Origin of the sequence: Mesorhizobium tamadayense, from assembly GCF_003863365.1 — a bacterium.
Classification (GTDB): domain Bacteria; phylum Pseudomonadota; class Alphaproteobacteria; order Rhizobiales; family Rhizobiaceae; genus Mesorhizobium; species Mesorhizobium tamadayense.
Genome location: NZ_RQXT01000199.1, coordinates 1 through 659, shown reverse-complemented (window position 1 = coordinate 659; position 659 = coordinate 1). Strand labels below are relative to the sequence as shown.

The 659-nt window shown below is 66.3% G+C and carries 1 protein-coding gene; it reads right to left on the bottom strand.

Annotated features, from left to right (window positions below; all coding sequences use genetic code 11):
• Positions 1–6 precede the first annotated feature (6 nt).
• Positions 7–659 (bottom strand): transposase (locus EH240_RS37235; RefSeq protein WP_148101197.1); only part of this gene is annotated, 653 nt, incomplete at its 5' end.

The window sequence follows — 659 nt, the reverse complement described above, 5'->3', positions numbered from 1 at the left end:
TCGTCATCAACTCTGAGGAATCATGGCATCGCGAAGCCTGGCGTTGAGGGTGACGATGATCTTGCGCATGACGGCGGCGATGGCCACCATCGCCTTTTTGCCGTTGGCGCGAAGGCGTTTGTAGAAGGCTGCGAACTCGCCCTTTCCGGCGGCGGCGCGCAGGGCCGGCATGTACAGCGTGCTTCTGACGTCGGGGCGTCCGCCGCGGATTTTGCGGTAGCCCCTTTTTTGACCGCTGTCGTTGGGATGCGGCGCGACGCCGGCAAGGGCTGCGGCCTTGCGGCGTGTCAGGGAACCGAGCTCGGGCAAGCTGGCCAGCAGCTTGGCCGTCACGATCGGGCCGAGACTGTCCATGGCCGTGCATACGGCTGCCCGGTGCTTGAGGGTGTCGCTGTTGGCGATCAGCTCGCGCATGGCGGCCTCGATGGCCTGGATCTGGTGCTCGACGGCTTTGATCACCGCCTTGAAGGAGGCCGCGAGATCGCGGCCGCCAGGGGCCTTGGCGCGGCTGTTCTCGGCGCCCCTGATGGCGATGAGCTCCTGACGGCGGCGGACCAAGGCGCGCAAGCGCACCTCGTCGGGGTCTGGAGCCTGCCAAAGAGCCAGCTTTTCCCAGCGTTCACGGCCATAGCCGGAAAGCATGCCGGCATCGATGGCGT